This is a genomic window from uncultured Kriegella sp. (assembly GCF_963975415.1).
Classification (GTDB): domain Bacteria; phylum Bacteroidota; class Bacteroidia; order Flavobacteriales; family Flavobacteriaceae; genus Kriegella.
Genome location: NZ_CAXBGN010000002.1, coordinates 1 through 19,016 on the forward strand (window position 1 = coordinate 1; position 19,016 = coordinate 19,016).

Here is a 19,016-nt window from a genome sequence, read left to right on the forward strand (position 1 = left end):
ACGAGGATACCGATACCGATGGCGACGGAACCGGTGACAATGCCGATACCGATGACGACGGTGACGGAACACCGGACGACGAGGACGACTTTCCTTTAGATGAAAACGAGGATACCGATACCGATGGCGACGGAACCGGTGACAATGCCGATACCGATGATGACGATGACGGAACACCGGATAGCGAAGATATATTCCCCTTGGACCCAACTGAAGATTCCGATATCGATGAGGATGGTATTGGCGACAATGCGGATACCGATGATGACAATGACGGAGTGGAAGACATTGATACCGATGGGGATGGCCTAGGAAACAACGTTGATGAAGATGATGACAATGACGGTTTCGTTGACGAGGCGGATGATTTTCCGACCGACCCCACAGAATACTTGGATACCGACGGGGATGGCACCGGTGACAACACCGATACCGATGATGACGGTGATGGTTATTCCGATGCAGAAGAGGAAGCAGAAGGAACGGATGTTAGGAACCCCGACCAATTCCCGAGTGATTTTGATAACGATGGTATTCCTGATAGTAGAGACGATGATGATGACAATGATGGGCTATTGGACGTTGAAGACACCTTCCCAAAAAATAGTGCTCCAAAATTGGTCCCTGCGGAGGCCTTCACCCCTAATGGTGATGGAGTAAACGATGCTTGGATAGTGCCCGGTATAGAGAATTACCCAAACAATATAGTCACTGTATACAACAGATGGGGCCATCTTGTTTACAACGATAGTGGCTATCAGAACGACTGGGAAGGCTTCTATAAGCAAAAAAGAGAGAAACTACCAGCGGGCTCTTACCTCTATGTAATCGATTTGGGTAACGGCACCCCCCCGCTACAGGGATGGATCTTTATCAACTACTAACCAAAAAAGAATATAAAAACATGAAAAATAATTTAATACTTACGTTTTGTGGTATGCTCTTGACCATAGGTGGAATTTTCGCCCAACAAGACCCACATTATACCTTTTACAGGTACAACATGAACATCGTCAACCCTGCTTTCGCCGGAAGCGTCGAGGGTGCCGAACTTGCCCTTGGCCTGCGTAGCCAATGGGCAGGCGTAGAAGGGGCTCCCGAAAGCCAAAGTGCCATATTTGGCACCTCATTAGGAAAAAAAGTAGGTCTAGGGCTCTCTATCCTAAACGATAAAACCTTTATCGAAACACAAACTTGGTTGGCCATAGATGTGTCGTACCACATCAAGGTCTCGCAAGAAAATACGCTCTATTTCGGTGTAAAAGGAAGCGCCAACACCTACGATGCCAACACCCAAGGTTTACGAACTTATGGTGTTGGGCAAGATGGCACCCTAATGGACTTTGAAAACAGGTTCACACCAAATATAGGGGCAGGTGTATATTGGAAAAGCAAGCGCTATTTTATTTCAGCTTCCATTCCAAAATTATTGACACCGGATCGTTTGCAAGAGAATAATGGAAACGCTTTTGTCGGCTCTGACAAAATGCACGCCTATCTCGCCGGCGGTTACGAATTTGCACTTTCAAAATCGACAAACCTACACATTACCAATATGCTGAGGTATGTAAATGCTTCTCCGCTATCCTATGAACTAACGGGGATGGTAGATTTTGCGAAGCGTTTCACTTTGGGAGCGGGCTACCGCTTCAGTGAAAGTTTCAGTGGACTCTTCCTATTTAATGTTGGAAAGGGGTTCGATATTGGCTATGCCTATGAAAGTGCTTTGGAAAAACCAGTAGACGGTATCGATAATGGTACCCATGAAGTTTTTATGCGGTTAAGAATGTAAATATATTCAAGGAATATATTCTATTCGCTAAAAACGAGAAAGGCCATTTTACTCACTGTAAAATGGCCTTTCCTATTTAATAATATTGTTGCAGACAACTTATCCCACAATCCATCTATAGCATATGCTTTTTTTTTAAATAGCACCAAAATTGATTTTTGCCTTACAAATTGGCGTTGACAGGCAATTTTTAAAATAGGTCTTTTTTTGTTCCCTTTTCATTAGTTTTAAAGCACAATGTCTAACCGTTAAATTTTTAGAGACTAGAAGTACCTGAGAACTAAAAAATTGAATCCAACCAATTTTACCATGAATCACAAAAGAATCGATTACAGAGTTATCCCACGATTTACACATGCTATTGATGGGGTACTTAACCGACAATCACACTATATTAAAAACAAAGTTCAAACATTTTTGGCCTTTACCCTATTCATGGGTCTGGTTTACGGGTATTCCCAAAACATCCCAAAATTATCGGAAACATTCCGCTTACAGCGCTTAGCGCCAAGCAAGGGCAAAATAAATGTTGTTATCGACACCGATACATATAACGAAATCGATGATCAATTTGCCGTGGTCTATGCGCTATTGTCGCCAGAACAAATGAAAGTAGAGGCGATTTATGCGGCTCCGTACTTAAATAATCGATCAGAAAGTCCTCGCGATGGTATGAAAAAAAGTTATGAGGAAATACTCAGATTAATGGGCAAATTGGGTATAAACCATGAAGGTTTGGTATACAAGGGTTCGGAAGATTTTTTAAAAAACCAAAACCAACCTTTGCAAAGTAATGCCACCAATGACCTTATAACAAGAGCATTGGCATCTGAAGGCCCATTATATGTTCTTACTTTAGGAGCGCCAACAAATGTGGCCTCCGCTATTTTATTGGAGCCTAAGATCATCAACAAAATTGTCGTCGTTTGGTTAGGAGGTAAAGGACTAAATTGTAAAACCGCCTCTGAATTTAATCTTAAACAAGATTTGCTATCTTCTCAAGTGCTTTTTGATTCTGGGGTGCCGCTCGTTCAGTTACCCACCGAACCGGTTACATCGCATCTGCAAACAACCATACCGGAATTGGAAACCTACTTAAAGGGACAAGGACCTATTGGAGACTATTTAATTGATATTTTCAAAGATTATCACAAAGACCATTATGCATATTCTAAAATCATCTGGGATATTTCGGCCATAGCCTATGCCGTAAACCCTGGTTGGTTTCAATCAGAAATTAGGCATACACCCATTTTAACAGATCAGCTAACGTATAGTTTTGACAACTCGCGACATTTCTACCGAATCGTTACTTTTCTTCATCGTGATAAAATATTCGGCGATATGTTTCGAAAAATTCAACAGCATCATAAATAACCGGAAAAAAGAATGAAGAAAGTAAAATTGTATTTATCGTATTGGGTCATATCTATAATGTCTACATTGGGAGTTCAGAGCCAGTCCCCCACTTTTGCCGAACCCATAGACATCAGCAATAGAACCGTGTCGGGGGTTTCATGTATCGATACGGGCGATTTTAACGGTGATGGCCTAGTTGATATTGCGGTATTAGAGGGTGGTGTTCATGCCAAAGATCGTTCTACCCTTGCCTGGTTCGAGCAGACCGCATCTGAAAAATGGCATCGGCATAATTTCAGTATCCCCGTGCCCTTAGATGATTTTATTGGATCAGCCCGTTGTGAGGATGTAGATAATGACGGTGATATCGATTTGATTTTCAGCAACGACGGACACTCAACTGGGCCAATACATGTTTATCTCCTTGAAAATCCCGGTAAAAATAAAGTATATGGGTCATGGAATTTTTATCTGATATCAAGTATTGATGGCTTTCATGCCAATGACATGCGAATTGAAGATATTGATTCAGACGGGAAGCTTGACGTAATTGTTCGGCACAAAAACCCAGAATCGGTAAAAATTATTTTTCAGAATGAAATTGACGAATGGCAGACGATAACCGCCTATACAGGTCAAGCCGGTGAAGGACTGGCCATCGGGGATATTAATTCAGATGGGTTTCCTGATATTACCATGACCGGCCATTGGTTCAAAACTCCTGACAACCCCCGTACGGAAGCTTACGAAAGATTTGATATCGAAGCTGGCTATAAGAACGTAAACCCGGCCACGAAAGAAGAAGTAGGAGACATAAACAATGATGGCAGATTAGATGTAGTGCTCTCACCTGCCGAGCACTTCAAAAAGTATGGTGGTGAAAATTATGATCTTGCTTGGTATGAATGCCCTAAAAACCCGGAAGAAGTCAAAAAATGGCGAAAACATCTTATAAAATCAAGCTATAACAAAGCACATTGTGTAAAATTGGCCGACTTTGACAACGACGGTGATTTAGACATTCTTTCTGCCGTGGCTTGGGATAATAGGGAAATAAGAATTTTCATCAATGATAAGGGTACGTTCAAAAATTCAATACAAGTGGCGAATGGAAAGGGAATCTATTCGGGCAGTATAGTTGATGTCGATGGTGATGGCGACTTTGATATTGTGGGAGAAGATAAATATGCCCAAGACTCAAAGCCCTGGTTATATAAAAATGGAATAATAAAGTAAGGCTGGGCGAAAAGAAGAAATTTCATCAAACATCCAATGCCCCCCGCGATAGCGCTTTTAATTTTGCCAAATTCAAGCTTTAAGTCTAGTAGAACTGAAAAATTAAGGCGTATTTGACAACAGTTATCTTTCGCAATCAATTTGAGTTGACTACGCCAACCAATCAAAAATAAAAGCATCAATTGACACTGCTTGGGATACCCATATATTTTGTCGACAGATTCGGTGTATATAATGTAGAAATATGCGCCAAACAATTTGAAGCGACCGGCAAACCTTATCTAAACCATTTAAAGAAAAGACTTAGATGGAACGGCTGCGAATTAATCAATTTACAGACCAAAGGAGAATTTGATTTTTCAGATATTTCTGAAGAAAATGGATTAAAAGGGGGCGCCAAAACCAGGTAACATTGACATTGCCGTCTTTCTTAAATCTGAAACCGTTCGCATGCGAACAATGAAAATCCCTTATGAAAAGCTCTATCTTCTTTAAATGAAATGACAAAGCAGGCCAAAACCAAGGGTGTCGGTGTATTAGTCGAAAATCATAATGATTTGTTTTCTGACATAAAAACCACTTAATAATCATTAATAATGTTCAAAAAGCAATTAGGAGTTCCGCGCTGATTTTGGAAATTTCGAACAAGATATAAGATATAGTTCCTTCGAAAGGACACCTCTTACCCAAAATTATTTTCTACAAAAACCAAAGATTTAAATGATCGGATAGCGCATGTATCCTTTGATTTGGGAAAATGTGTATGGAATTTTGAAAAGGGCGGTAACAAAAGGAATCTGCTCTTGTAAACAGTGAGGCTCCGACTTGAACAATAATTACAAAATAATAACCAATTGGATAATCGAAAAAACCATGAACCATATTAAACCGGTTATAGTAGAAATACTTTATATTAAAACATACTCACGATCACCTTACATTACATGGCCTTATGCTTAGCTATGTTACAGGAGTTTAACGTAAAAAGTTTCTCTCCAAAATGCCAAAGATCTAGTATCTTGTAAAAACATTTTTTAAAAAACGTATTCATCAGAAATCACGAATTAAAAATGGTGTCACCCCATCATTCTTAGTGCAAGGCAACCAACAATTTTTTTTGATATGAAAGGCTTAATAATGGATTATCCGCTTACCACGAACACCATTCTTGAATATGGCAATAGTGTTTTCCATAAAAAAAAGATAATAACCTATTTACCCAATGGCACGCGTCATGAATATTCGTTTGGTGATATGTATAAACGTTGCAAACAACTGGCCAATGCATTGACCCATAAATTGGGAATAACCAAAGGAGATATGGTTGGTACTTTTGCATGGAACCATGGTCCACATATAGAGCTATACTACGGAATAAGTGGTATAGGTGCCATTTGCCATACCATAAATATTCGCCTGTCGGCACAACAAACCGAATATATAATTAATAATTCAGAGGATAAGGTCATCTTTGTAGATGCTACTTTAGTGCCACTTTTAGAAAAAATTGCGCCATTATTCGAAACCGTCGAATGTTTCGTACTCTTAAATGCACCGAAAGATTTTGTCACCACCTTGCCCAACACACTGCACTATGAAGATTTACTTGCAGACCAATCTGAAGATTTTGATTGGCCGGTTATAGATGAAAAAGACGCCTGTGGTATGTGTTACACCAGTGGCACCACAGGCTTACCCAAAGGAGTGCTATATTCTCATAGATCCACATTTTTGCACGCTACTACCATTGTAGCGCCCAACGCAGGAAATGCAAGTTCACGAGATACCTTCTTACTAATTGTACCTCAATTTCATGTAATGGCCTGGGGCTACCCCTACATGTGTCTATTATCGGGATCGAAAATGGTATTACCTTCTTCCAATTTAAAACCTGAAACGCTGATCAAGATACTTACCGAAGAAAAGGTTACCAAGGCAAACGGCGTTCCTTCAATTTGGCTTGGTATTTACGAGGCCATGAAAAAGAATCCGCCTAAGGAAAAATTGGCGTTGGAGGAATACTTGGTCGGAGGTTCTGCACTGCCCATGAGCCTAATCGAGAATTTCGAAAAAGATTTTGGCATAAAAGGGATTCATGCCTGGGGTATGACCGAAACATCACCATTAGGAACACTTTGTCGATTGCAGCCCAACCACGATAATCTCTCGTACAAAGAAAAACTTAAGATACGGGCCAAACAAGGCGTTGCTTTTCCAGGAGTAGAATTAAGAATCATCACGGATGATGGCAATCGAGCACCTCATGACGGAAAAACAATGGGGGAATTACAGATTAAAGGAGCTTGGACAGTGAGTTCCTATTTTAAAACGAACAATCATGAGAGCTTCACCAAAGATGGTTGGTTCAAAACAGGTGATGTCAGTACAATCGATGAGGACGGTTACATGCAGATTACGGATCGAACAAAAGACCTAATCAAAAGTGGTGGTGAATGGATATCGAGTGTTGCCCTCGAATCTGCGCTAGTCTCACATCCGAAAATAAAGGAGGCCGCCGTAGTAGCCATTCCCGATAAAAAATGGGTAGAACGGCCTTTGGCCCTTCTCGTTTTTACAACCCCCCAAGATAAACCTTCCAATGAGGAGCTTATTTCATTTCTGGCCAAGGACTTTGCAAAATATCAAATTCCGACAGACTATGTAGAAATTGATGAAGTACCCAAAACTAGCGTCGGTAAATTTGACAAAAAAGAAATCAGAAGATTATATGCGGCAGGGAAGCTGACAATGGCTTTGTAATCAAGCAGACCATATAACGGTAATGCGACACAGCAACAAACCATTACCAACCTAGGCTCGTTTTCATAAAAAAATCCCGATACCGTATCGGGATTTTCTTACTTCGTTGACCTAATCGATTTCCATCATTTATACAGTACTATTTCTTTCCACCTTGGCTAATAATTCTCCTTCGTTTATACACCTCCAAGATTGATTTATCTGAGCCCAAAGCTATATCATCCTCAGAAAAATTTGTCACCAATATTTGTTGATCGCCTTTACGTTTATAATCATAGGTGATATAAATAGACCCATCAGCCGTTTGTTGCCCATCTGGATAGGACACATCTTTTCTTTGATCCAGTAATAGCCCCTCTGACCATGAATGGCCATCATCTTTTGACACAAAAGCCATCAGATGGGATCGACCAATTTTCATATCTATTGGCCCATGTTTTACTAGTAAAAGATTTCCGGAATTAAGTCTATAAATAAAAAATCGAGCAGTTGGGTGTTGGATTTTAGAAGGTATTAGAGAAGTCCAAGAATACCCCTTATCCTTTGAAATGCTTTCACCTATACCATATTTGGTTCGAACAAGCATCCACAATGTTCCATCTTTTCTCTCAATTATCATGTGTTCATCAGCATTGCGAAACAATTCTGGAACGTTAACAGAGCCGCGTACTTGCCAACTTTGGCCATGATCAACTGATATAACTGCTTTTGCCCCATCGTTTATTTGCCATGTTGAAACTGGTAAAACCCATTCCCCTGTAGATAACACGATTGGCTTACACATCATGATCCCATCAATAATCCGTTTTGGCGTAGGCCATGATGGGTTACTATCTTCTGCATCATCAACCTTCAAAACCCAGACACCGGTATTAATGCCATCGTAATGCTTATCCATCTCCTTATGAATTGATTGTGACCAAAATATCCAAAGTTTACCTTCAGGGTCAATCCATAGCTCAGGATCAAATGCCCTAACAGGACCCTGTTCGTCGGGATCTATTACAAGAACTTCTTCCCAAGTTTGCCCATTATCTCCACTAGTAGCAACAACTACATAATTATTAAAATCTTCCCCGGGTGTTATACCTGAATACCATGTGGCCCACATACGCCCTTTAGGGCTTATTGCTAGGCTAGAAATACCCGTGAATTTTCTGCTTTCGGGAGAATAATTCTTCACCGATGATGGATTCTTTATTAATTTGGGTGGGTCAAGAAAGGTCTTATCCATTTGGCCCAGAAACAAATTATGTGTCATTATGGTTATAAGAAATACGTAGCAAACTTTTAAATTCATCATATATTAAATTAATTTGGTTGTTTCTGATGCGTCAATATGACTAATATTATGAAGGGCTGTTTAAATTTTAGTTATAGTTCAACGAACATTATTCTTTTCCCCCAACCACTCTCTAGACAACTCTTTAGTAAACAATTAGGCTGGCACCTGACAAATGTTTGTTTTTTGTGCTTTGGACAAAATGGAAATATAACATGAAAAACTGCATACAACAACTTTCAGGTTTTTTTATGGAAACAAAATGTATCCATTTTCTAAAGACATAACTATTATCACACAGTTAATGATGTAACATAATTCAATAAAAAAAATCTACACTTTAAATTAGTACAATTTAGAACACTGACACATATTGAGCTAGAAAACAAAAAATCCCCTGATTTTATTAGAATCAGGGGATTATTACGTTGGCCTACTAGGACTCGAACCTAGAACGACTGGACCAAAACCAGCTGTGTTGCCAATTACACCATAGGCCATTACCACTTCTCATGCCGAAACAAGTTCAGCATTTTGAGCGTGCAAATTTAAAACAAAGTTTGGTTTGCACAAACATTTTTATGCACAATAACCAATTTATCTGTTTATGAAATCAACTTTAGCAATCATATTTCATATTCCAGGCACCTACTTTGTTTGAATCTACCCATTATCACTACCGCTTTGCAAGTTAAAATAACCTGTTAAAGGTTTATCAAAAATGCTGCCTCATATGTATTAAAATTAGTAAATTCGCCGCATCGGTAAAATTTCGATCGCATGTTTTCAAAAAACTTCGAGAAATGGGACACCATCTTGGGATGGTCTGTTTTTTTTATAGCCCTTATTACGTATGCCATTACCGTTGAACCCACAAGTAGTTTTTGGGATGCGGGGGAATATATCGCAACTTCCGCAAAATTGCAGGTAGGGCATCCTCCAGGAGCCCCCCTACTGCAAATGATCGGTGCTTTTTTTGCTATGTTCGCCCTAGAACCGAATCAAGTCGCACGAATGGTAAACTACGTTTCTGGCGTTTCAAGTGCCTTTACGATACTATTTATGTTTTGGACCATCACCAACCTTGTGCGAAAACTTATTGCCACCGATGGAGTTTTGACCAATAGTAAGGCGATTGCCGTTTTGGGCAGCGGCCTTGTGGGTGCCTTGGCCTTTACCTATTCCGATAGTTTCTGGTTTAATGCAGTTGAGACTGAAGTGTACGCCACAGCGAGTTTCATTATGGCATTATTGCTTTGGTTAGGGCTCAAATGGACCGATGATCTAGACCACCCCAGAGGAAATCGCTGGCTTGTACTTATTTCTTTTGTCGTAGGCCTGACCTTTGGTATACAGTTTATGGGTTTCTTGGCCATTCCTTCGATAGGTTTATTATATTTTTTCAAAAAGTACAAGACTACCACCGTCAAAAACTTTCTTTTGGCCAATATCGCCGTTATCGCGGTACTTATGTTGGTCTATAAATTTTCGCTCACCTATGTATTGGAACTCTTCGGGTGGAGCGAGGTCTTCTTTATCAACAATATTGGGCTACCTTTCAATTCGGGCAGTATTATTATGGGGCTCATTTTTATTGCCGCATTCTATTTTGGCTTGAACTACACCCGTAAAAACAATTATAAAACAGCAAATACCATCGTACTTTGTCTGATGTTTTTGTTTCTTGGTTTTTCTTCATGGATACTGCTACCGATACGCGCCAATGCCCAGGTAGTGATAAACGAGAATAATCCCGCAGATGCCCGTGCCCTTTTAGCTTATTACAACCGGGAACAATATCCTGGCGTCGATAGCCCCATTTACGGTACCTACTATTCAGATATGTTTGCACCCGCCGGGGAAGACAAAGATGAGAAGCCCAAGTATGAAAAAGACGAAGAACTAGGTAAATATGTCATAGTAAATCATTACAAAAACGCGCTTCAAGGTCCAAACCCGAAACATGTAGGCCTACTACCGCGTATGTGGAGCGGTCAAAATGCTGAAAACTATATGCGTTATTTTGGTCCGCTAGACTTTAAGATGAACCAATCGAACGAAGAGCTTCGCAAAGCGGTCAATCAAGTAAAAACCGGCTATGCCAACGGAGAAATAGACGCCGAGCAGTATATTAGCTTTTTGAGGCGTTTCAATGAGTACCTCGAAATTCAACCTCCATCGGTCTGGCAGAATATTCAGTACATGGTCGAATTTCAGTTCGGTTATATGTATTGGCGCTATTTCATGTGGAATTTTACCGGAAAGACCAACGATGTTCAAGGAAGATATGATGAAAACGGCAACTGGCTCAGCGGCATTGGTTTTATAGATAGCTGGCGTTTAGGCAGCCAAGACAATTTACCCAGTGATATAGCCGACAACAAAGCGAGGAACACTTATTTCTTTCTTCCCTTGATACTGGGTATCATCGGACTCATTTTTCAAATTTCAAAAAATCCCAAACAGTTTTGGGTCCTATTAATTTTCTTTTTATTTACCGGGCTTGCTATACAATTTTATACCAACCCATCTATCTTTCAGCCTCGTGAGCGTGATTATTCGCTGGTAGGCTCATTTTATGTCTTTGCACTATGGATTGGCATCGGGGTATATGGCCTCTTCGACGAATTCAGAAAATGGCTTGCCCCTAAAATATTGGCGCCTTTGGTAACCATTGCCTGTCTTTTGGCGGTTCCAACCGTAATGGCTTACCAAAATTGGGACGACCATGATCGCTCAGGCCGTTTTACGGCTCGGGCATCGGCCAAATCATATTTAGATTCGTGCCAAGAAGATGTGGGTGCTATATTGTTCACCATCGGCGATAACGATACGTTCCCCTTATGGTATGCCCAAGAAATAGAAGGTCATCGTACCGATGTACGCATCGTTTGCACAAGTCTTTTTGAAACGGACTGGTATATCGACCAGATGAAACGAAAAGCATATGAAAGCGAGGCCATCCCTTCGCAAATCACCCACGACAAATATCGCTGGGGGTCTCGAGATGTACTTTACTTTCAAGGAATTACCGAAAACAGATGGTTGTTGCAAGACTTTATCGACTGGGTAGATAGCGATAAACCACAGACCAAATTGAAGCACATCTTGCAACAACAAGGTGCAGATTTATCGGAATATTCTGAAAATAGCCAGAACATCGTTTTTTACCCCACCAATAAAATTCGCGTTCCCGTCAACAAGAAAAACGCTCTTGAAAGTGGTTTGGTCAAAGAAAAAGATTCGGCACTCATCGTTGACTATATCGATATTGACCTTCCGCAGAGCGCCATTACAAAAAAGAGTATGATGATGTTGGATATTTTGGCCAACAACGATTGGAAAAGACCATTGTATTTCTCTGGAGGAAGTTTTGACGACGCCGAATATATTTGGATGAAAGACTATCTTCAATTAGACGGGCTGGCCTATAAACTGGTTCCAATCAAGACCGAAAGAAGAAGTTCTTTTGAAATGGGCCGTATCGACAGTGACCTGATGTACGACATCGTAAAAAAATGGGATTGGGGCAATTCAGGAAGTTCAGATATTTATCATGATCCCCAGACTCGAATTCAAGGACTCTCTTTGCGCAGTAACCTTGCTAGATTGATGGAAAAATTAATTGAAGAGAACAAAATCGATAAGGCCAAAGACATTATAGAAATTGCCATGACCAACATGCCGGTTGACTATTATGGTTATTACACTTTTGTAGAACCCTTTGTCGATGGTTACTACAAGGTAGGAGAATCGAAAAAAGGCCAAGAACTTTTCGAAAAATTAAAGAACAAGTACCAAGAGCGGCTTGAGTATTACGCTGGCGTTGAGCTAGACCAGCAATACGATCGTATTGATGACATCATAGCCGACATGCAAGGATATCGCAGAAATATCGATATTCTAATCACCAACAATGACCGTGAGCTTGCCGAGAAGGAAACATTAATTTTTAATGAATACATCGATAAGTTTAGTCACTTTTATAAAGATGAGTTGATGGACGACATACCTCCGCAACAGGAGCCGTTAAGCGACCCGGATATGGTTGACACCTTGCCCATTTCGGATACTTCAGCTATAGATAACACCACTACGGAAGAACCATTGGTAATACCGGAAGAAAACTAAACTACCTTGTTTTTGAAAAATCAAGAACAATTGTACGCTGATTTAGCGTTACACTTATAAAAAAGGTACTGAGAAAACAGAACAATCCGGTAGTTTGCAATCTTCTAGACCAGACCTTTGCACCAACTAAACGTATTCGTTTAGTATTCCTATAAGGGTGTTTGCATCTTGCTCACCACTTTGACGCCAGACCATTTCACCTTTTTTATAGATCATAAGTGTCGGCAACCCTTTAACCCGAAGTGCTTGGGAAAGCTCTTGATTCTTATCTACGTCTATTTTGATAACCTTACCCTTATCACCAAGAGCGGCCGCCACATCACGTAAAACGGCATGCATTGAGGTCGATTGTTCATTCCATTCAGCATAAAAGTCTAACAGCACCGGAATGCTTCCTTCTATAAGTTCACCAAATTTAGACATATGTATAGCTTTGGGTTATGCGCCAAATGTAGTAAAAATTGTGAAAAAACAAGTAAGCCTCCCCTAAATGTCAAAAATTATAAGACATAAAGGCCTAGGCTAAGGTCTTTTTTTTCAGAGTTATTACAGTTATTTCGGGCCAAATACCAACTCTCCCAGGGTAGCCCAAAAATCCGAATCCTCTATTGACATTAATATATTGTCCCATTTCCTTATAAATACCCGCCCAATATTTATAGCGCCATTTAACAGGACTCCATTTTACCCATCCGGGAATCTCGATCCCGAATTGCATACCATGTGTATGACCACTAAGGGTCAAATGATAGTGATATTCATCATGAATTACCACATCTTCCCAATGCGATGGATCATGACTCAATAATATTTTAAAATCTTTTTCTGAAATTGCCGCACTGGCCTTTTTTAAATCACCTGCTTTTTTAAAACCACCCCTACCCCAGTTTTCAACCCCGACTAATGCAATTTTGTCGGCTCCTTTCTTAAGATAACGACTTTCGTTCAACAACAAATCGAATCCCATATCCTTTTGAAGTGACTTTAAGTCCTCTAGGTTTTGGAATTTTATTTCCTCCGACTCCCAATCTACATAATCACCGTAGTCATGATTTCCTAAAACGGAAAACACACCGTCTTTGGCATGCAACGTAGAAAAAAGAGGGGCCCAAGGGCGCATCTCCTCCATCTTATTATTAACCAAATCACCCGTGAAAAAGATAACATCACTATGTTGTTGGTTGACCAAGTCTACAGCATATTCTATTTCACTTCTATTATCGAAGCTACCGCTATGAACATCGGATATTTGAGTAATCTGATAACCGTCAAAAGCAGCGGGCAAATCATCGAACTCTAAACTATATTTTAAAACCTTGTAGTTGTACTTGCCTTTATACATCCCATAAAGCAAGGCACCAAAAGGAATTGCCGCAATACCAAGACCTATTAGACTGAGAAACCTTCTTCTCGCCGGTAGATTAAAAGTTTCGGAAGAACCTGAAATTTTATGATAGAAACCAACGACCACTCGAAAAAAGTCTTCAGAAAAAAGAAAAACAATGGCAATAAGCTCAAAAGCCAAAAAAGCCAGCAGAAAGCCAAAAGCATAACTTTTTGGCCGGCTCAATACCCGTCCCGGGGTATCGCCAAAGGCAAAGTGATAGATAAAATTACAAAGCACCAATAATGAAACACCAGCCGCCAAATAATATACCCATTGATAGCGTGTGACCGTTTTTAAGGCTTGGAGCACATAAAAACCCAGTAGACCATAAATAAGAACAAAAACAAACCAGCGCAACATATTTCTTTTTACAAATATATTTCATTAGTCGGCCTTTTATGGTTTATTTACTCTTTATTTTAACCGTATCGACTACTTCGGCAATAATCGAACCATCGGTAACGGCGATGGCGTCGTCTCTTAAAAATGACGGGGAATTCATTGACACCTTTGGCGGGGTGTCCATCCGCTTGACGAATCTACTTCCCGAAAGATGAACGGCCTTAAAGCCATCAGCCATAAAATGATGTACATTATCAGGGTTGACCCCTGAACCTGGCATAATAACTGTTTTCAAAGCCTTTTGATGTAGCTTCATCAACAAGTCAATCCCCTCGACTGCCGATTTTTGAAGCCCTGAAGTCAAAATCACATCAACACCTATTGCCTCTAATTGGCGCAACGTCTCCAAAGGATCTTTAACCCAATCAAAAGCACGATGGAAAGTAAATTTTAAAGGAGACGATATGCCCAATAATTCTTTCGTACGATCAACGTCTAGCGTACCATCTGAAAATAAAACCCCCGAAACAATACCATCAAACCCCAGTTCAACACACAATTCGATATTCCTTTTCATAATCTCAAACTCTATATCAGAATAGGTGAAATCACCACTTCTCGGACGTATCAGAACATGAACTGGAATAGTTATATGTTGTCGTACCATTTTAAGTAGGCCATAAGAAGGTGTAATTCCACCAACACCTAGTTCGGAACACAACTCAATTCTATCGGCACCCGATTTTTGTGCATTCAAGGCAGATTCAAGCGAATTGGCACATACTTCTACAATCATATTGAGTATATTTAAACCCTAAAATTAAGCATCCCTTTTTCATGAAACGAAGAAAGTTTTTAAAAAATTCCACAACAGGTGCGGCTGGTCTGATTTCCGCCCCCTTACTTGCTTCCTACAAAGAAAGCAATACGAAATTAGTAGCTGAGACAATAAAAGAAAAAACAATAAAACCCATTGCCGTATGCACATGGAACTTTCACCAGGCAACCGCCAAGGCCTGGGAAATTCTTAAAGATGGTGGTAATTCCCTTGATGCCGTAGAGCAAGGCGTAATGGTCGAAGAAGCCAATGTCAACAACCAAACGGTAGGCAAGGGCGGACGGCCCGACAGGGACGGAAACGTCACTTTGGATGCATGTATCATGGATAAAGACAGTAATTGCGGTGCCGTACTTTGCATACAGAATATCACGCATCCCGTTTCTGTCGCCCGAAAGGTCATGGAAGAAACCCCACATGTAATGCTGGCCGGAAAAGGGGCCGAAAAATTTGCCTATGAGCAAGGATTTAAGAAAGAAAACCTGCTCACGGAAAAATCAAAACAGCAATGGCTCAAATGGAAAAAGACTTCGAAATATGAAACCATAATTAATATCGAAAACCACGACACCATTGGCATGCTCGCAATCGATAAGAACGGAGATATTGCTGGAGCCTGCACAACAAGCGGAATGGCTTATAAAGTCGCGGGGCGCGTAGGTGATTCCCCGATAATCGGGGCCGGACTCTTTATTGATAACGAAGTTGGGGGTGCCACGGCAACCGGTGTTGGAGAAGAGGTCGTTCGTACCGTAGGCAGTTTCCTTATCGTAGAGCTTATGAGACAGGGCAAGTCACCCGAAGAAGCTTGCAAAGAAGGCGTAAGACGTATCATGGAAAAAAATAAAGATCGCGATGATTTTCAAATAGGCTTTTTAGCTATTAACAAAAAAGGGGAAACGGGAGGTTATTGCGTTCACCCAGGATTTACCTATAGTCAATATACGGAAGAAGGACAGATAAACCACCCAGCCGGATCTTTTATAAAAGGTTAGGCCCATATAACAATTGTATTTTAATATCAGGAAAAAATATACGATGCCAGAACAGAAAAGACTCTTTTTACTTGACGCCTACGCCCTAATTTTTAGAGGGTACTATGCTTTTATCAAAAACCCGCGTATCAATTCGAAAGGCATGGATACCTCAGCTATTTTAGGCTTTACAAATTCGTTGTTGGATGTGATAAAGCGCGAACGCCCCGACCACTTGGCCGTGTGCTTCGATCGTGGAGGCAGTGTTTCAAGAGTCGAAATGTTCGAAGATTACAAAGCAAATCGTGATGAAACCCCGGAAGGTATTCGAATAGCCATACCTTATATTGAAAAAATCTTGAATGCCATGTGTATTCCCGTAATCGTCAAAGAAGGATTTGAGGCTGATGATATCATTGGAACCCTGTCTAAAAAAGCGGAAAAGGAAGGTTATCAAACATTTATGGTTACACCCGACAAAGATTTTGCGCAATTGGTGAGCGAGAATATTTTCATGTACCGCCCCATGTTCGGGGGAGGATATGAAACTTGGGGCATCCCTGAAGTCCAGAAAAAATTCGAAGTCGAGCGACCAGAACAGGTTATCGATTTTCTCGGTATGATGGGCGACTCTGTCGATAATATTCCGGGACTACCCGGGGTAGGTGAAAAAACTGCCAAGAAATTCCTTGCGGCTTATGGCAGTATGGAGGGTTTGCTTGCGAACACCCACGAACTAAAGGGCAAGATGAAAGAAAAGATAGAGGCCAATGCCGAGCTCGGCATACTATCTAAAGAACTGGCGAAAATAATGCTCGACGTTCCCGTTGAATTTGATGAGGCCGATTTTGAGATGTGTGCCCCCAATGTCGAAAAAGTGACCGAAATTTTCCAAGAACTTGAATTCAGAAGGTTACTGGACAATTTTCTCAAAACTTTCGCTACCGAGGAAACCAGTACCCGTGCCGATGCCGCTCTTTCCGAGAAAAAACCTATAACCAAATCAAGCAATAAAAATACTGCCGGTGCCGGACAATTTTCATTATTTGGAGGCGATGGAGCAGCCACATCAAAAACAACAACATCAGATACCGGAAGAAAAACTATCAAAACTACACCTCACGTTTATCAAAGCGTTGCCGCAGGTATGGCCCTAAAACTGTTTACGCAACAACTGATGAAACAAACTTCGGTCTGTTTTGATACCGAGACTACGGGCCTTGACCCGATTACGGCACAATTGGTAGGGATTGCTTTTTCTTGGGAGGCAGGCAAAGGATTTTATGTGCCTTTTCCTGAAGATACCAACGAGGCACAACAACTAATAGAAGAATTACGACCCTTTTTCGAATCCGAAAAAATCGAAAAAATCGGACAAAACCTGAAATACGATATCAAGGTTTTAAAGAAGTACAATATTGAAGTCAAAGGCACTTTATTTGACACCATGCTGGCCCATTATTTGATCAATCCCGATATGCGGCATAACATGGATGTCTTGGCGGAAACCTATTTGAATTACACACCCGTTTCCATTACCGAACTAATCGGTAAAAAAGGAAAGAACCAGTTATCGATGCGACAGGTACCCTTGGAGCAACAAACCGAATATGCCGTAGAGGATGCCGATATTACATATCAATTGGCGGAACAGTTCAGGCCAGAACTGGCCGAAGCCAATACCGAAACTTTATTTAAAGACATTGAGGTTCCCCTGCTACGCGTACTTGCCGATATGGAATTGGAAGGTATCAATCTCGATAAAGATTTTCTACAATCACTTTCTGAAGATCTAAACAACGACATTACAAATTTGGAAAACCAGATTTATGAAACCGCCGGAGAACAGTTCAATATCGCCTCTCCAAAACAACTTGGTGAAATTCTTTTCGATAAGATGAAACTTGTCGATAAACCTAAAAAAACCAAAACAGGTCAATATTCCACGGCCGAAGATGTGCTCTCCTATTTGGCAAAAGACCACCAAATTATTCAAGACGTACTTGAATTTCGAGGTTTATCAAAGCTAAAAAGCACTTATGTAGATGCATTGCCAGAACAAGTCGAGCAGAGTACGGGGCGTGTACATACCGATTATATGCAGACAGTAGCAGCCACTGGCAGACTATCGAGCAACAACCCTAACCTACAAAATATTCCCATTCGTACAGAACGTGGCCGCCAAGTAAGAAAGGCATTTATACCAAGAAATGGGAATTACACCCTATTGGCTGCCGATTATTCGCAGATCGAACTTCGAATCATTGCGGCGCTCAGCGAGGAGACCACTATGATAGATGCCTTTAAAAACGGAGAAGACATTCACGCCTCTACCGCAGCAAAAGTTTTTAATGTGCCTATTTCAGAAGTAACCCGGGAACAACGGAGTAATGCCAAAACAGTGAATTTCGGCATAATTTATGGGGTTTCTGCCTTCGGATTGAGCAACCAAACCGACCTTTCCCGTTCAGAAGCAAAAGAATTGATAGACACCTATTACCAAACATATCCGAAACTTCGAAATTACATGAGCGAACTCGTCGATTTCGCCCGTGACAATGGTTATGTTCAGACCGTGTTGGGCCGCCGTCGGTATTTAAAAGACATTAATTCGCGCAATGCCGTAGTGCGCGGGGCCGCTGAACGAAACGCAGTGAACGCCCCGATACAAGGCAGCGCCGCCGACATCATAAAAATTGCTATGATCAACATCCATAAAAAACTGGCCGAAGGAGGGTATAAAACCAAAATGCTTTTGCAAGTACATGATGAATTGGTTTTCGATGTACCAAAAAATGAACTTGACGAAATAAAGTCAGTGATTAAATCCGAGATGGAAAATGCCTATAAACTGGCCGTGCCGTTAGATGTTGAAGTCGGACTTGGCGATGATTGGTTGGCAGCACATTGACCCA

At 40.8% G+C, this 19,016-nt stretch carries 13 protein-coding genes and 1 tRNA gene; 9 read left to right on the forward strand and 5 right to left on the reverse strand.

The features are described 5' to 3' along the window. The 6 genes from AACZ88_RS03835 to AACZ88_RS03860 all read left to right on the forward strand — a co-directional run. On the forward strand, positions 1-884 hold an 884-nt coding region (locus tag AACZ88_RS03835), incomplete at its 5' end, for a gliding motility-associated C-terminal domain-containing protein (RefSeq protein WP_339706473.1). Between the two features lie 20 nt (positions 885-904). Continuing rightward, the gene (locus tag AACZ88_RS03840) at positions 905-1,792 is read left to right on the forward strand and encodes a type IX secretion system membrane protein PorP/SprF (RefSeq protein WP_339706476.1); all 888 of its coding nucleotides are present in this window, start codon (positions 905-907) and stop codon (positions 1,790-1,792) included. Between the two features lie 309 nt (positions 1,793-2,101). Then, on the forward strand, positions 2,102-3,169 hold the full coding sequence (locus AACZ88_RS03845) for a nucleoside hydrolase (protein ID WP_339706480.1): 1,068 nt from the start codon (positions 2,102-2,104) through the stop codon (positions 3,167-3,169). A gap of 12 nt (positions 3,170-3,181) precedes the next feature. After that, a complete protein-coding gene (locus tag AACZ88_RS03850; RefSeq protein WP_339706483.1) occupies positions 3,182-4,387 on the forward strand; it encodes a VCBS repeat-containing protein in 1,206 nt (401 codons plus the stop codon). Between the two features lie 182 nt (positions 4,388-4,569). Then, positions 4,570-4,797: a hypothetical protein gene (locus AACZ88_RS03855; protein ID WP_339706486.1), complete on the forward strand. Its 228-nt coding sequence runs from the start codon at positions 4,570-4,572 to the stop codon at positions 4,795-4,797. Between the two features lie 712 nt (positions 4,798-5,509). Then, complete coding sequence (locus AACZ88_RS03860) at positions 5,510-7,147, forward strand: long-chain fatty acid--CoA ligase (protein WP_339706489.1); 1,638 nt, start codon at positions 5,510-5,512, stop codon at positions 7,145-7,147. Between the two features lie 139 nt (positions 7,148-7,286). On the opposite strand, the gene AACZ88_RS03865 is transcribed toward AACZ88_RS03860, so the two are convergent. Both AACZ88_RS03865 and AACZ88_RS03870 read right to left on the reverse strand, forming a co-directional pair. Then, complete coding sequence (locus tag AACZ88_RS03865) at positions 7,287-8,450, reverse strand: sialidase family protein (RefSeq protein ID WP_339706492.1); 1,164 nt, start codon at positions 8,448-8,450, stop codon at positions 7,287-7,289. 407 nt (positions 8,451-8,857) lie between these two features. After that, positions 8,858-8,929, reverse strand: a tRNA-Gln gene (locus AACZ88_RS03870). Between the two features lie 280 nt (positions 8,930-9,209). On the opposite strand from AACZ88_RS03870, the gene AACZ88_RS03875 reads away from it, so the two are divergent. Next, positions 9,210-12,560 carry a DUF2723 domain-containing protein gene (locus AACZ88_RS03875; RefSeq protein WP_339706495.1) on the forward strand — a complete coding sequence of 1,117 codons (3,351 nt, stop codon included), beginning with the start codon at positions 9,210-9,212 and terminating at the stop codon, positions 12,558-12,560. Positions 12,561-12,686: 126 nt separating this feature from the next. On the opposite strand, the gene AACZ88_RS03880 is transcribed toward AACZ88_RS03875, so the two are convergent. The 3 genes from AACZ88_RS03880 to AACZ88_RS03890 all read right to left on the reverse strand — a co-directional run bounded on the left by AACZ88_RS03880 (position 12,687) and on the right by AACZ88_RS03890 (position 15,085). After that, positions 12,687-12,983, reverse strand: a complete 297-nt coding sequence (locus tag AACZ88_RS03880; protein ID WP_089894645.1) for a thioredoxin family protein — start codon at positions 12,981-12,983, stop codon at positions 12,687-12,689. A 94-nt stretch (positions 12,984-13,077) separates the two neighbouring features. Next, positions 13,078-14,307, reverse strand: coding sequence for a metallophosphoesterase (locus AACZ88_RS03885; RefSeq protein WP_339706504.1), 1,230 nt, complete (start codon positions 14,305-14,307; stop codon positions 13,078-13,080). Between the two features lie 43 nt (positions 14,308-14,350). After that, a complete protein-coding gene (locus AACZ88_RS03890; protein ID WP_339706507.1) occupies positions 14,351-15,085 on the reverse strand; it encodes a copper homeostasis protein CutC in 735 nt (244 codons plus the stop codon). A 41-nt stretch (positions 15,086-15,126) separates the two neighbouring features. On the opposite strand from AACZ88_RS03890, the gene AACZ88_RS03895 reads away from it, so the two are divergent. Both AACZ88_RS03895 and polA read left to right on the forward strand, forming a co-directional pair. Next, on the forward strand, positions 15,127-16,122 hold the full coding sequence (locus tag AACZ88_RS03895; protein WP_339706510.1) for a N(4)-(beta-N-acetylglucosaminyl)-L-asparaginase: 996 nt from the start codon (positions 15,127-15,129) through the stop codon (positions 16,120-16,122). Between the two features lie 43 nt (positions 16,123-16,165). Next, positions 16,166-19,012: a DNA polymerase I gene (gene polA, locus AACZ88_RS03900; RefSeq protein ID WP_339706513.1), complete on the forward strand. Its 2,847-nt coding sequence runs from the start codon at positions 16,166-16,168 to the stop codon at positions 19,010-19,012. Positions 19,013-19,016: the final 4 nt, after the last annotated feature.

Coding starts and splice junctions, on each gene's coding strand:
- AACZ88_RS03880 (WP_089894645.1), bottom strand. CDS start 12,983: ATGTCTAAATTTGGTGAACTTATAGAAGGAAGCATTCCGGTGCTGTTA.
- AACZ88_RS03850 (WP_339706483.1), top strand. CDS start 3,182: ATGAAGAAAGTAAAATTGTATTTATCGTATTGGGTCATATCTATAATG.
- AACZ88_RS03840 (WP_339706476.1), top strand. CDS start 905: ATGAAAAATAATTTAATACTTACGTTTTGTGGTATGCTCTTGACCATA.
- AACZ88_RS03875 (WP_339706495.1), top strand. CDS start 9,210: ATGTTTTCAAAAAACTTCGAGAAATGGGACACCATCTTGGGATGGTCT.
- polA (WP_339706513.1), top strand. CDS start 16,166: ATGCCAGAACAGAAAAGACTCTTTTTACTTGACGCCTACGCCCTAATT.
- AACZ88_RS03865 (WP_339706492.1), bottom strand. CDS start 8,450: ATGATGAATTTAAAAGTTTGCTACGTATTTCTTATAACCATAATGACA.
- AACZ88_RS03885 (WP_339706504.1), bottom strand. CDS start 14,307: ATGTTGCGCTGGTTTGTTTTTGTTCTTATTTATGGTCTACTGGGTTTT.
- AACZ88_RS03890 (WP_339706507.1), bottom strand. CDS start 15,085: ATGATTGTAGAAGTATGTGCCAATTCGCTTGAATCTGCCTTGAATGCA.
- AACZ88_RS03895 (WP_339706510.1), top strand. CDS start 15,127: ATGAAACGAAGAAAGTTTTTAAAAAATTCCACAACAGGTGCGGCTGGT.
- AACZ88_RS03860 (WP_339706489.1), top strand. CDS start 5,510: ATGAAAGGCTTAATAATGGATTATCCGCTTACCACGAACACCATTCTT.
- AACZ88_RS03845 (WP_339706480.1), top strand. CDS start 2,102: ATGAATCACAAAAGAATCGATTACAGAGTTATCCCACGATTTACACAT.